At 69.9% G+C, this 12309-nt stretch carries 14 protein-coding genes; 5 read left to right on the top strand and 9 right to left on the bottom strand.

Annotated elements, in window-relative coordinates; translation table 11 throughout:
* Window positions 1-2: 2 nt before the first annotated feature.
* Together ACMYLB_RS08900 and ACMYLB_RS08895 are read right to left on the bottom strand one after the other, a co-directional pair.
* Window positions 3-695: a hypothetical protein gene (locus ACMYLB_RS08900; protein ID WP_415910574.1), complete on the bottom strand. Its 693-nt coding sequence runs from the start codon at window positions 693-695 to the stop codon at window positions 3-5.
* Window positions 692-1609 (bottom strand): ABC transporter ATP-binding protein, encoded by a 918-nt coding sequence (locus ACMYLB_RS08895; RefSeq protein ID WP_415910573.1) that lies wholly within the window; start codon window positions 1607-1609, stop codon window positions 692-694. Before ACMYLB_RS08895 ends, ACMYLB_RS08900 begins: the two co-directional genes overlap by 4 nt.
* 272 nt (window positions 1610-1881) lie before the next feature.
* Between ACMYLB_RS08895 and ACMYLB_RS08890 the strand changes: the two genes are divergently transcribed.
* Together ACMYLB_RS08890 and ACMYLB_RS08885 are read left to right on the top strand one after the other, a co-directional pair.
* On the top strand, window positions 1882-2193 hold the full coding sequence (locus tag ACMYLB_RS08890) for a hypothetical protein (RefSeq protein WP_415910572.1): 312 nt from the start codon (window positions 1882-1884) through the stop codon (window positions 2191-2193).
* 253 nt (window positions 2194-2446) lie between these two features.
* Window positions 2447-2590, top strand: coding sequence for a Smr/MutS family protein (locus ACMYLB_RS08885; RefSeq protein ID WP_415910571.1), 144 nt, complete (start codon window positions 2447-2449; stop codon window positions 2588-2590).
* Between the two features lie 9 nt (window positions 2591-2599).
* Here ACMYLB_RS08885 and ACMYLB_RS08880 read toward each other — a convergent pair whose 3' ends face one another.
* Window positions 2600-2911 carry a hypothetical protein gene (locus ACMYLB_RS08880; protein ID WP_415910570.1) on the bottom strand — a complete coding sequence of 104 codons (312 nt, stop codon included), beginning with the start codon at window positions 2909-2911 and terminating at the stop codon, window positions 2600-2602.
* A 99-nt stretch (window positions 2912-3010) separates the two neighbouring features.
* Between ACMYLB_RS08880 and ACMYLB_RS08875 the strand changes: the two genes are divergently transcribed.
* The 3 genes from ACMYLB_RS08875 to recQ all read left to right on the top strand — a co-directional run bounded on the left by ACMYLB_RS08875 (window position 3011) and on the right by recQ (window position 7102).
* Complete coding sequence (locus tag ACMYLB_RS08875; protein WP_415910569.1) at window positions 3011-3826, top strand: hypothetical protein; 816 nt, start codon at window positions 3011-3013, stop codon at window positions 3824-3826.
* Window positions 3827-4092: 266 nt separating this feature from the next.
* On the top strand, window positions 4093-5205 hold the full coding sequence (locus ACMYLB_RS08870) for a DNA glycosylase AlkZ-like family protein (RefSeq protein WP_415910568.1): 1113 nt from the start codon (window positions 4093-4095) through the stop codon (window positions 5203-5205).
* Window positions 5206-5272: 67 nt separating this feature from the next.
* Window positions 5273-7102, top strand: a complete 1830-nt coding sequence (recQ, locus tag ACMYLB_RS08865) for a DNA helicase RecQ (protein WP_415910567.1) — start codon at window positions 5273-5275, stop codon at window positions 7100-7102.
* A gap of 83 nt (window positions 7103-7185) precedes the next feature.
* On the opposite strand, the gene ACMYLB_RS08860 is transcribed toward recQ, so the two are convergent.
* The 6 genes from ACMYLB_RS08860 to ACMYLB_RS08835 all read right to left on the bottom strand — a co-directional run bounded on the left by ACMYLB_RS08860 (window position 7186) and on the right by ACMYLB_RS08835 (window position 12299).
* The gene (locus tag ACMYLB_RS08860) at window positions 7186-7392 is read right to left on the bottom strand and encodes a hypothetical protein (protein WP_415910566.1); all 207 of its coding nucleotides are present in this window, start codon (window positions 7390-7392) and stop codon (window positions 7186-7188) included.
* Window positions 7389-8564 (bottom strand): PspC domain-containing protein, encoded by a 1176-nt coding sequence (locus tag ACMYLB_RS08855; RefSeq protein WP_415910565.1) that lies wholly within the window; start codon window positions 8562-8564, stop codon window positions 7389-7391. Before ACMYLB_RS08855 ends, ACMYLB_RS08860 begins: the two co-directional genes overlap by 4 nt.
* A 22-nt stretch (window positions 8565-8586) precedes the next feature.
* A complete protein-coding gene (locus ACMYLB_RS08850; RefSeq protein ID WP_415910564.1) occupies window positions 8587-8913 on the bottom strand; it encodes a PadR family transcriptional regulator in 327 nt (108 codons plus the stop codon).
* A gap of 115 nt (window positions 8914-9028) precedes the next feature.
* A complete protein-coding gene (locus tag ACMYLB_RS08845) occupies window positions 9029-9871 on the bottom strand; it encodes a hypothetical protein (protein ID WP_415910563.1) in 843 nt (280 codons plus the stop codon).
* Between the two features lie 58 nt (window positions 9872-9929).
* Entirely contained in the window at window positions 9930-10808 is an 879-nt protein-coding gene (locus tag ACMYLB_RS08840) for a DUF72 domain-containing protein (protein ID WP_415910562.1), read from the bottom strand.
* A 3-nt stretch (window positions 10809-10811) separates the two neighbouring features.
* A complete protein-coding gene (locus ACMYLB_RS08835) occupies window positions 10812-12299 on the bottom strand; it encodes a M20/M25/M40 family metallo-hydrolase (RefSeq protein WP_415910561.1) in 1488 nt (495 codons plus the stop codon).
* Window positions 12300-12309 lie beyond the last annotated feature (10 nt).

The following is a 12309-nucleotide window of genomic DNA, read 5'->3' as shown; positions in this document are numbered from 1 at the left end:
GCTCAGGAAATCGCCCGCACCGCTCCCTCGCCCGCCGGGCCGCCGCCCGCGGCGGTGAGGCCCGGCATCTCGCCGCGCGCCATCGCAGCGCGGACTTTCGCCTCGTCGAGGCCGAACGCGCGGCTGATCGCCCCCGCCATCTCGCCGTAGAACTTGTCGGTGTCCGCCGCCCCGATGAACGCCGCCGCCTGCTTGCGCAGCGACTGCAGCAGGAGCTGCGGCGCCGCGGTGTAGACGGTTTTCTGCAGCAGGCCGGTGACCGTCTGCGTCTCGATGTCGTTGCGCGGATTCGTCAGGAACTTCAGGCGCAGCCCGAAGCGCGCGTCGCTGGTGGCGTCGGCGGGGAACACGAGCGCGAAGCGGTAGCGGTCGCTCTGGAAGCCCGCGCGCACGCCCGCCTCGGTGAGCGCCTGCGCCTGACCGGACGCGTCCGGCTCCGTCTCGACGACGCGGAAGGCCTTCTCGCGCTTCAGCGCCGCGACGAGCGTGGCGATCTCGGGCGCGCGGCTCTGGTTGACGACCGCCAGCGGGATGCCGACCGGGCCGGTGTCCCGGCGGTTCACGCCGAAGACCTGGCCGAAGATGTAGATCAGCACGACCGGCACGAGGAACGTGAGGCCGACGGCGACGCGGTCCTTCTTGAAGTTGAGGAAATCCTTTCGCAGCAGGGTGAGGACGAGGTGCATGGCGGTCATTCGCGGAGGGTTTTGCCGGTGAGGTGGAGGAAGAGATCTTCGAGCGTCGGGCGCTTCAGCGTGAACGCACGGTCGGGCCAGCCGGCCGCCTGTGTCGCGGCGAAGAAGTCCGCCAGCCGCACCCCGGGCGCGAGCAGCACCTCGCAGCGCTCGTCCCGCTCGCGCAGCGTGCCGAAGCGCGCGAGCGCGGCGAGGGCGGGCGCCGGCGCGCCGTTCCGCGCGAAGCTCACCACCTCGGCCGCGGGGAGCTGCGCGAGCAGCTCGTCGAGCGTGCCGAGCGCGAGGATCCTGCCGTGGTCGATGATGCCGATGCGCGAGCACAGGCGCGTCGCCTCCTCCATGTAGTGCGTGGAGTAGATGACGGTGAGTCCGTCGCGGTTGAGGCGCTCGAGCAGGTCGAAGATCGCGTTGCGCGACTGCGGGTCGACGCCGACGGTCGGTTCGTCGCAGAGCAGCAGCTTGGGTTCGTGCAGGAGGCTTGCCGCGAGGTTGAGCCGGCGCTGCATGCCGCCGGAGTAGGTCTTCACCGCGTGGCGGCGGCGGTCGGTGAGCTGCACGGCGTCGAGGCACGCGTCGATCCGCGCCGCGAGCTTCCGGCCGGCGAGGCCGTAGAGGCGGCCGTAGAGGCCGAGGTTTTCGTCCGCCGTGAGATCCTCGTAGAGCGCGACGGACTGCGGCACGAAGCCGATCGCGCGCACGACTTCCGCGGGCCGTCCCGCCAGCGCGACCCCGTCGAGCCGCAGCGTGCCGGCGGCGGGCTCGCGCAGGCCGGCGACGAGGGACATGAGCGTGCTCTTGCCCGCGCCGTTGGGGCCGAGCAGGCCGAAGAATTCGCCGCGCCCGATCGTGAGCGAGACATCGTTGAGCGCGGTGAGCGCGCCGTAGCGCTGGGTGAGATGGTCGAGTTGCAGCATGGCGGAAAGGAGCCGACGGCGGTCATTCGGCCCGAGCACGCCGCGCCGCGCCACGGTGTTTTGCCCGCCAAAAGTCATGGTCAGGCATGACCCGCCCCGAATCGTCCCATGCGTGGGAATCGCCGATGCCGCCCGCGTGACGCCGCACCGGGGGCGGCCCGGTTCCGCATGGGACCCGAAAAAATTCATTCCGCGCATGCAGCGGCACTTACGCAGCGACGCGCAACTTGGCACCGCGCTTGCGTGTAGTGCTGGCAACAACCGATACGAAAATGAAGAAGATCACTTTCCTCCTCTCCCTCGTGAGCGCCAGCCTCACCGTCACCGCCGCCTCCGCCGCCGTGCAGAACTCGAACGACAACCTCGTCGTGCTCCCGGCCTTCACCGTCACCGCCGCCCGCTACACCGCCGCGGAGAAGACGATCGCCAGCAACCTGGCCGAGCTTCGCGCCAAGGCCCAGCCCGCGTTCGCCGTCCGCACCGAGCTCCCCTCGTTCAACCTCGTGGCGCAGCAGCCGTCCGCCGCCTCCAACGAGCGCTCGATCGCGGTCGCCGCGCCGCGGCACCACCAGGCGCGCTCCTGAGCCTCCCCATTTGTTGTGTGTGTGTGTGAAACCCGCCCCGCAAGGGGCGGGTTTTCTTTGCGCGCCGGGGGCGGCGGCGGTTTCGTGTGAGCGTGGAGCCCGCACCGCCCCCTTCGCCCGGCGACAACGATCCCGTCCGCCTGCCGATCACCGGCGAGCTCGACCTGCACACGTTCCGTCCCAGCGAGGTGGCGCCGTTGCTCGAAGACTATTTCGCGGAGTGCGTCCGCGCGGGGATTTTTCCGTCCGCATCGTGCACGGCAAAGGCACGGGCACCCTGCGCGAGACCGTGCACGCGCGCCTGCGGCGCTCGCCGCGCGTGGCGGGCTTCCGCCTGGGCGACGAGACCAGCGGCGGCTGGGGCGCGACGATCGTCACGCTCCGCCGCGAGGCCTGAGCACGCCGCCTACCGCTCGAACGGCGGCGTGGGCGCGCGCTTCGGTTTCGGCAGCGGCCCCCACAGGCGCAGCATCAGTTCCGCAAGGTTCAGCATGCTCACGCGCGGGACGGTGCCCGGGTGCAGCGAGCGCAGGGCCGGCACCTGCGCATGACGCTCGACGAAATAATCCCACAGCTCGCGCTCCAGCCGGCGCGCGAGCTCGCCCGGCGCCGCCGCGCCCTTGCCGGCCTCGACGGTCTTCATCTGCCAATGCCGCTGCTCCTCCGGGTGGCGGCCCCAGTAGTCGAAAAGCGATTGTTCGTAGCGGTTCAGGCTCATGCGGCAGAAGTTTTTACACGTTTGGCGGGGCGAAGGCGGCGTTGCATTTGAACATTCTATCTGTCTGACTGTCGGCAGTTATCTCAACCCGACACACACATGTGGCAAAATCTTAAAGCACAAATCCCGGCGGTCATCCTCACCGCCATTCTCGTTGGCGGCGCGATCTTCTGGTTCCACCAAAAGACCGTGCAGGACCTCGCCGCGCGCCAGCAGGCCGAAATGACCGCGCTGCGCGACCAGACCAACGCCGAGCTCAAAGCCTCCGCGGAGGAGACCCGCCGCCACATCGAGTCCGTCAACACCCTGCTCAAAGACGCCATCGCGAAGCGCTCCGCCGACGTGTTCATGACCGACGAGGAGGTCCAGAAGCTGAACCAGGAGAAGATGAACCAGCTCGCCGAGGCCATCGCGCAGAAGGTCCTCCCCTACGGCCAGGTCCCGAAGACCCCCGAGGAAGCCGAGAAGATCCAGAACGAGCAGATCGACAAGGTCGGCGGCCGCCTCGCCGAGAAGATCTCCCCCATCCTCGCCGAGATGTCGAAGGACCAGAACCTCACCCGCGAGTCGATCAACCAATACTCGCAGCGCATCTCGAACCAGATCAGCGGCGTCCTCACCGCCGAGATGGCCCGCAACCAGGAGCTCAACAACAACGTGATGACCGCCCAGGCCATCGCGCAGGACTCCATGAAGCTCTCGCACGAGATCACCGCCCTCTACCTCAGCAGCTTCAAGGACCAGGGCCTCCTCACCCGCCTGCTCTCGCTCCCGGCCAACGTCGTGCGCGACGCCGCCAGCATGAGCATCGTCAACAGCTCCGACCGCAAGAAGATGGAAGAGCGCCTCGTCTCCGAGATGAACGCCCTCCAGAAGCGCCTCGACGAGCTGCAGGCCGCCGTGCCGAAGAAGTAAGGTTCTCCGCCGCGAGATAACTTTCCGGCCGCGCCGTTCGGGCGCGGCCGTTTTGTTTTCGGCCGCCGTGGACCGACGCCCGCCGCCGCCGGCGAGGCAAGCCAGCCGATTGTCCGCCGGTCCCGCAGTCCGGCGCCTCCCGACTCGGCCGGGCACTGTTCCGTCCGCTCGCAACCGCCACTGCCACGCACCCGGGCTTGCCCACCGCGCCGCTTCGCCCTCGGCTTTCCGCGCTCCGTCTCCCGTCCCCCCGCCCTCTGCCGTCAGTGACCCCGCTCCGCCTCGCCCCCGACCACGCCCGCCGCTTCATGCGCCGCGCCCTGCTGCTCGACGCCCCGGTCCCCGACGTCGCCGCGGCGCTCGCCCACCACGGCTACATCCAGATCGACCCGCTCAACATCTGCGGGCGCATGCACGACCTGATCCTGCGCAACCGCGTCGCCGGCTACCGCGAAGGCGACCTCATGCGCCACCTGCACGGCGACGCCGCACCGAAGCCCGCCGCCGCGCGCACCGCGTTCGAGCATCACCACCCCGAGGCCAACATCCTCGTCGCCTTCGGCCACGAGGCCTGGCCGCACCTCCTCGGCGCCATGCGGCGGCGCACCCACCGCTCCGGCCCGTGGTCCGGACGACTCTCGGCCAAACAAAAGGCCCTCGCCGAAAAACTCCTGGCCGAGATCGCCGCGCGCGGCCCGCTCAGCGCGGAGGATTTCGACGACCACGGCCGGGCCCGCCAGGTCTGGGGCGCCGCCTCGCTCGTCAAGGCCACGCTGCAAAAGCTCTTCTTCCACGGCCGCCTCCTCATCGCCCGACGCGGCACGGGCAACCGCCGCTATTACGACCTGCCCGAGCGGATCCTGCCCGCGTCCCTGCTCGCCCAACCGGAGCCGCCGCGCCGCGCCACCGCGCGCTGGTGCGCCGAGCTGAAGCTCCGCCAACGCCGCCTCTGCACCCTCAAGCGCACCGAGCTGCCCCTCGTCGCCGATCTCGTCCAACCCGTCGCCGTCGACGGCTGCCCGCCGCTCTACTGCCTGCAGGCCGACCTGCCGGCGCTCGAGCTCGCGGCCTCGGACCTTCCCCGCCCGGCTCCTGCGCCCCTCCTGCTCGCCCCGCTCGACCCGCTGATCTACGACCGCCGCGTTACGGCCTCGCTCTGGAACTTCGCCTACACCTGGGAAGCCTACACGCCGCCCGCCCAGCGCGTGCGCGGACACTACTCGCTCCCGCTGCTCGCCGGCACCGAGCTCGTCGGCCACGTCGACCCGAAGGCCGACCGCGCCGCCGGCCGCCTACGCGTGACCGGACGCGCGGTGAAACGCGGCTATGCGTCCGCCGCGGCCGTCGCCGCCCTCGCCCGCTGGCTGGGATTGAAATAAATTCTCGCGGGTGCTTTTGCCTCCGCGCTTGATTGTCGCCCGGGCCGTCACGCACTCTGGACAGCTTGTGGACGACCTCCTGCTCACGCTCAAAACCACGTTCGGCTACGGCGCCTTCCGCCCGTTGCAGCGCGAGATCATCGAGACCTCCCTCGCCGGCCGCGACGTCTTTGCCCTGCTCCCCACCGGCGGCGGCAAATCCCTCTGCTTCCAGCTTCCCGCCCTGCACCGCCCCGGCCTGACCGTCGTCGTCTCGCCGCTCATCGCGCTGATGAAGGACCAGGTCGACCAACTCCAGGCCGCCGGCGTGGCCGCCACGTTCCTCAACTCCACGCTCACCGCCGAGGAGGCAAAGTCCCGCCTGCGCGGCCTCCACCGCGGCGAGTGGCGCCTGCTCTACGTCGCCCCCGAGCGCCTGATGCTCGACGAGTGGAAGGAGAACCTCGCCAACTGGAACGTCACCGCGCTCGCCATCGACGAGGCGCACTGCGTCTCCGAGTGGGGCCACGACTTCCGCCCCGAATACCGCCAGCTCGCCCGCCTGCGCAAATTGCTCCCCGAGGTGCCCGTCATGGCGCTGACCGCCACGGCCACCGAGCGCGTGCGCGACGACATCGTGCGCCACCTCCAGCTGCGCGATCCCGCGGTCTTCGTCGCCAGCTTCAACCGGCCCAACCTCACCTACCGCGTCCTCGCGAAGGACCAGCCGCTGAAACAGATCATCGACTTCGTCCGCAAGCGAGAGGACGAGAGCGGCATCATCTACTGCGCCACGCGCGCCACCACCGAGCGCGTCGCCGAGGCGCTCGCCGGCCGCGGCTTCTCCGCCCGCGCCTACCACGCCGGCCTCGACACCGGGGAGCGCGCCCGCAACCAGGAGCTCTTCCTCCGCGACGAGTGCCGCATCATCTGCGCGACGATCGCCTTCGGCATGGGCATCAACAAGCCCAACGTCCGCTGGGTCATCCACCACGACCTGCCGAAGAACATCGAGGGCTATTACCAGGAAACCGGCCGCGCCGGCCGCGACAGCCTGCCGAGCGACTGCCTCCTGCTCTTCTCCGGCGGCGACGCCGCGAAGCAGACGCACTTCATCGACGAGATGACCGACGAGCACGAGAAGGCCGTCGCGCGCAACCAGCTCCGGGTGATGATGCACTACGCCGAGAGCGCCGGCTGCCGCCGCCGCGAGCTGCTCGACTACTTCGGCGAGAAGTTCCCGCTCGACGAGTGCGGCGCCTGCGACAACTGCCTCGAGCCGCGCGAGACCTACGACGGCACCGTCGTGGCGCAGAAGTTCCTCTCCTGCATCTACCGCATCCGCCAGACCGGCCGCTTCGGCGTCGGCCTGAACCACCTCATCGAGGTGCTCACCGGCGCGCAGACCGAGAAGGTCCTCCGCTGGGATCACGACAAGCTCTCCACCTACGGCATCGGCAAGGACCTCGCCCGCCCCGCCTGGGCCGCCATCGGCCGCGAGCTGATGCGCCTCGGCTACGTCGCTCAGGCCGAGGGCGAATACCCGATCCTGGAGCTGACCGAGGCGGGCATGAACGTCCTCCGCTCGCGCGAGAAGATCACGCTGACCAAGCCGCTCGCGCTCCCGAAGGCCCGGCGCGTCACGCGCCGCGAGGGCGAGATCGCGTGCGACGAGATCCTCTTCGCCCGCCTGCGCGAGCTGCGCAAGAAGCTCGCCGACGAGCGCGGCGTGCCGGCCTACGTCATCTTCGGCGACGCCACGCTGCGCCAGCTGGCGCGGGAATACCCGATCGACGTCGACCAGCTCGACGGCATCACCGGCATCGGCGAGAAGAAGCGCGCGGAATTCGGCGCGACCTTCGTCGCGGCCATCGCGCAGTTCCTCGATTCGAACCCGCGGATGCAGTTCAACGACTAGGCGCGCCGCCGCTCAGGCGCTCCCGTCCGCCGGGTCGGTCGCGACCAGCACCATCAGCGCCGCCAGCACGACGACGGCCGCGATCACGACGCCCCGGCCTCCACCGGACCGACGAGCTCCGCCTCGATCGCCGCGATTCGTCCCGCCACGACGTTCACCGCATCCGCCGCATCGCGCCGGCCGCGCCGCTCGAGCAGGAAGGCGAGATCCGCCAGCTCGCCGCGCAGCTGCTGCAGGCGCCCGATCGCGAGCACGCTGCCCGGAGAGAGCGGGAGGAGCGGCGTGCTCATTTGCTGTTCCACCACTCGCGGACGCTGTGCACCGCCTCGCGCACGACCGTCGGCAGATTGTGCACCGCGTCCTGCGCCATGGGCAGGTGGCGGAACGCGAGCCACAGCAGCACCGCGACCACCGCCAGCCAGACGGCCCAGTCGACCGCCAGCGCGGCGGACCACGCCCACGGCGGGCCGGAGAGCGGTCCGTGATAAAACGCCCGGCGCGCGGCCTTCAGCGGCCAAACCACCAGCCCGTAGAGGAAGAACAGCAGCAGCAGGGCCAGCCACACCGGCAGGGTGGCCGGCAGCGCGGCGCCGAGCAGCGTGCCGGTCGCCAGCAGCGAGATGACCGCGCAAGCCATCAGCACCGCCAGCAGGCCGTGCATCATCGAGACGAAGGGCAGCGCGAAGCTCGGCGGCGGCACCACGCCGCCGGCCGGATGACAGGTCGCTCCCGCCCAGGCCCGGGCCCGCATTTCATGGCGGAACGAGCGCCGCCAGCTGCGCATTTCCTCGCGGAAGCGCCGCTTCCATTCCCGCCGGGCATGGCGGTCGTGAAAATCGCGCATCGCCCCGTAGTAGCCCGCGCGGGCGCGCCGGATGAATTCCTGGGCGGTGAACGGCTCGCCGGCCGAGGCGGCCTTCTCCTCGGGCGAATTGGCCACCGGCACCACGACCACGAGGAGCAGATAGGCCAGCAGGCCGAAGCCCCACAGCAGCGCCAGCAACACGAAAGCCACGCGCACGATCGCCGGGTCGAGGCCGAAGTAGGCGCCGAGGCCGTTGCACACGCCCGACACCATCGCGCCGTCGTAGATGCGATAGAGCCGCTTCACCGGACCGCGACCGCCGGTCTCGGCGGCGCGCGGAGCTTCCGCCGACTCCTCGCTCCCGGCCTGCGCCGACGCGGCGCTGCCCGCCGGCGCCGTCGAGTCGTCCTCGATCGGTCCCATCTCCGCGAGCACGGCTGCGACCTCGGCGGAGGTGACGACGTTCTTGTGCGCGCTGAGCCGGGCGCGGAATTTTTCGCCGATGGAGGTCTCGATGTCGGACAAGATCTCGTCGCGGTCCGGGTTGCGACGCAGGCGCTCGCCCGCCGCCTCGAGATAGGCGCGCAGGGCGTCGTAGCCGGGCTCCTCCAGCTGGTAGGCCGTGCCGCCGAGATTGATCGTGATCACCTTGTTCATGGGAGGATGGCGCGCGAGCCGTTCATTTTTGTCCGAGATTCTTCACCGTGCCGCTGATCTTGCCCCAGTAGTCGAGCGTCTCGCGGAGCTGTTCGCGGCCCTTGGCCGTCAGTTCGTAATACTTCCGCGGCGGCCCCGCTTCCGACTCCTGCCACTCGTAGTCGAGCAGCCCCTCGCGCCGCATCTTGCTCAGCAGCGGATAAAGCGTGCCCTCCTGTGTCGCGAAATCCGTCTTCGCCAGCTGCGCGAGGATGTCGGCCGCGTAGACCTTCTCTGCCGCGATGATCTTCAGCACCAGGAACTCGAGGAGTCCCTTGCGGATCGCGGTGAACTTTTCGTCGATGGCCATGGATTCGTGCTGAGCAAGCTACCTTTATTCGACAAGGTAGCTGGCGAGACTCCACAGGCAAGAGGAATTTTCGCGCCGGCGCATCGGAGGACTCGTCTCCCCTCCCCGCCGGAGCTCAGAACGGCATCAGTCCGCCGCTGCCGCCGAACAGCGTGTGCATGAGGAAAACCGTGAGAAACGAGCCGACCACGATCGAAAACGTCTTCGACGTGAGCGCGATCGTGACCGCCTGGCCGAGCGACTGGTTGTAGCTCACCTTGCGGAGCACCACGACGAGGATGATCCCGGCCGTGGCCTCGTCGGCATACATCGTCGTGCCCATGCCGAGGGCCCAGAGCGCGACCGCGCCGACGATCGCGCGCGTCACCGTGTCCGCCAACGCCGCCATCCCGAGCCCGAACCACGAAATCTCCACGCTCCAATACTTGGTCGTGAGCCACAGCGCCGCGAGCGTCATGAGCGCCTTGATCAGGAGCTCGACCAGGAACGTCAGCCAGCGCGGCGGGCCCGCGGGGAGGCTGCTCCGCGCGGGCGGCGGGTTCTCCAGGGCCTCGATCTCCTTCTCCATTTTCGTGCGCGCGGCGGCGTCCGCCTCGATCAGCTCCTGCTCGGTGCCCGGTTTCGCCTTCGCCGCCGCTTTGGGGGCCGGAGTCGGAGCCGGGGAGCTTTTCGGCTCGGCTTGCGCCGTCGCCGGCTCGGGCACGGACGGCGCGGGTTGCACCGCTGGCGCCGCCACCGGGCCGTCGGTGACGGGCAATCCCTGCACGACAGCGACCTTGCCGTCCTCCAGTTCGAGCCGGCCGGCCTTGTAGATCAGGATTTCGCGCTCGCCGCGCTTCAGCTCCGAGGTCGGCTTCCCGAGCTCCTGCAGCACCTCGGCACGGGTCTGGCCGTAGTAAACCGCCGACGCCTCCGCGGCCACGAACGCAAATGCGATGGCGAGGAGGAGGAATCGCATGGCCTCTGTGAAACCGCGCCGCGTCCGCCCCAGCAAGACCATTTCGGTCAACGCCGCGTCAAAACAGCCCGAGCTGCTCGGGCCGCGCGGCGCGCTCCCGCTCGACCGGCCAGACGGGCGGCGGCGGCACGTCCGGCGACTGCGCGTGCAGCAGCTCCTGGAACAGCCGCGCCAGGTGCGGCGTGTAGGTGTCGTCCGCGTGGTGCAGGAAAAACCACGGCGCGCGCCCCTCCACGATCCAGCCGGCAACCTGACGCGCCCACTCGGTCAGTCCCGCGCGGTTCTGCGCGATGTCGGGATCGCCCGCCACGCGGACGAAGGGCCGCGGGCCCAGCGCCTTCACCTTCACGGGCACGCGCGGCTTCTTGCGCCGCGCCTCGCGCGCGAACTCGTCGTCCACCTTCGAGGCGAACAGCGCCCGGGTGTCGAAGACGACCCGCTCGCACCCGCGCGCCTGCAGCAGATCGTCCAGCGCCCGCTCGGACGCGCTGTCGTCGAAGAACTCCGGCGCGCGGACCTCGACCGCGTAGCTGAACTCCCGCGGCAGCTTTGCGAGGTAGCGCGCCAGCACCGGCAGGTCGGCGCCGCGGAACGACTGGTGCACCTGCAGGAAGAAGGGCCCGAGCCGCTCGCCGAGCGGCGCCACCCGGGCGAGGAACTCCGCGGTCTCCCGCTCGGCCCCCGCCAATCTTCGCTCGTGCGAGATCGCCCGGGGAAACTTGAACGCGAACCGGAAGTGCGCCGGCGCCTCCGCGCCCCACCGGCGCACGGTCTCGGCCGCGGGCAGCCCATAGAAGGTGGCGTTGCCCTCCGCCGTCGGGAACACCGACGCGTATTGCGGGAGAAAATCCTCCCGCCGCGCGTCGCGGGTGAAGAAGCGCCCGACCCACGGCGGATGCGCCCAGCCCTGGCAACCGATGAACGCCCGCCCGGCCATCGCTCAGTCGAGGCGCATCAACGCCGCAAAGGTCGCCATGCCTTCCCAGAGGTAGTCGACGCGCATGTTCTCGTTCTCGGCGTGCTGGTTGTTGTCGTAGTTCGCCACCGGCACCGTGATCACCTTCGCCCCGAGCTCCTGCTCGATCACGACCAGTGGCAGGCTGCCGCCGCCGGTCGGCAGCCGGACGACCGGCTCGGCGGAGGTGGCCTGCACCGCGGCGACGACCTTCTGCGCCAGCGGGAGATTCATCAGCGTCCGCTGCGCGTTGTAGCCGGAGCCGACCTCGACGCGCAGGAGCTTCGTGTGCGCCAGGCGCTCCTCGTCCGTCGGCTCGTGGTCGATGACGTGCCAGCCCTGCGCCCGGATGTGGTCGAGCACGCGCTGCACCTGCCGCCGCCAGTCGTTGCCGAGCACCATCCGCAGATCGAGCGTCACGCGCGCGCTGCTCGGGATGATGTTCGCCGCCAGCCGGCCGACGTTGGCGCTCTGGATGCCGTTGATGTTGAGCGTGGGCAGTTCGAAACCCTCCAGCAGCGCGCGGCCGGGCACCTCGGGCTGCGCGAGGCCGAGCTCCTGCAGTAGCGCGCCGTCGGCGAACGACGCCTCGCGCACGGCCAGGCGCTCCGTCTCGGAAAACTGCACGTAGTCGTCGTAGAAACCCTTCACGAGCACGCGCCCGTTGTCGTCCTTCAGGCTCGCCAGCAGCGTGACGAGGCGCTGTGCGGGATTCGGCGCGAAATTGCCGTAGTTGCCGCTGTGCAGCGGACGCTTCGGGCCATACGCGATCAGATCGAGGTTCACATCGCCGCGCACGCCGAACTGCACGACCTTGCGGCCGGACACGTGGCGCGGGCCGTCGCAGATGATCCAGAGATCGCCCGCGAGCTTCGCCCGGTGCTTCCGCAACAGCTCCGCGAGATGCACCGAGCCGATCTCCTCCTCGCCTTCGAAGAAGAACTTCACGTTCACCGTCGGCGGCTGCCCGGTGCGCACGAGCGCGTCGTAGGCATTGATGATCGCGAACACCCCGGCCTTGTCGTCGGCCGCCGCGCGGCCGCTGATCCGCCACGCGGGCTCGATCGGCTGGCCCGGCTGCCAAGCGACCACCTTGCCGCCGCGCTCGACCGGCGCGGTGAGGAACACCGGCCGGAACGGCTCCAGGCCCTCCGCCCACTGTTTCGGGTTCACCGGCTGGCCGTCGTAATGCGCGTAGTAGATCACCGTCGTCGTCGCCCCCGGCACCTTCACTTCGCCGAACACCGCCGGATTGGTCGCGGTCGTCTCACCCTCGAGCAATTCGGCCGCGATGCCGCGGCGTTGCATCGCCGCGACCAGGAACTCCGCGTTGCGGCGCACGGCCGCGCGGTCGCCGGAGACGTTGGGCAGCGCGACGAACTCGCGGTATTCGGCCATCAACTCCTGCTGGCGCGCCGCCCGGTCGGCGCGGACGCTCTCGAGGTTGGTGGCGGCATCGAGCGGCGCGAGCAACGCCAGCGCC

Source organism: Oleiharenicola sp. Vm1 (assembly GCF_047777955.1).
Taxonomy (GTDB): domain Bacteria; phylum Verrucomicrobiota; class Verrucomicrobiia; order Opitutales; family Opitutaceae; genus Didemnitutus.
Note: the sequence above shows the minus strand (reverse complement) of the source record. Positions and strands in the feature narration are given on the sequence as shown.